The organism is Hymenobacter sp. M1-2 (assembly GCF_057808495.1).
In genome coordinates, this window is the sequence record NZ_JBTYZO010000069.1 from 1 (window position 1) to 505 (window position 505).

At 60.4% G+C, this 505-nt stretch carries 1 protein-coding gene; it reads left to right on the forward strand.

Annotation, left to right across the window (positions count from 1 at the left end; genetic code table 11):
* The coding region (locus ACYSMN_RS25530) for a hypothetical protein (RefSeq protein WP_488926760.1) at positions 1–505 on the forward strand (505 nt) is incomplete at both ends.

Below are 505 nucleotides of genomic sequence, written 5' to 3' on the forward strand. Positions count from 1 at the left end.
CAAAGCCGGACTGGCACTATTATCCGGCTCAAGGACGGCACTCCCGGCTTCCAGGACCCGCAAAACCCCAAGGCGCTTATGCGTACGGGCTGCTGCCTGGAGCAGGCCTTCAATAACTCTGTGCGCAACCTGACTTTCCACGTGGGCAGCGGCAACGCCGGCGCCATTGGTCTGGAGTTCTTTGCCTCCAACCAAGGCATTGCCGAAGACCTCAACATTGTATCGGGAGATGGCAGCGGCCGTTTCGGGCTGCATATGACTGGGGTGGCGGGGCCGCAAATGGTGCGCAATATCTACGTGCGCGGCTTCGACGTGGGCGTGCACACGGTCAACACCTTGTGCGTGTCGATGGAGAACATCACGGTTGAGAATCAGAATCAGTACGGGCTGGAGCATGCCGGGGCCAAAACAGCCCTGCGTAAGTTCACCAGCACCAACGCCGTCACGGCCATCTACAGCCACGAAACGGGCCCCAACAGCCTCACGCTGCTCGACTCCGACCTAC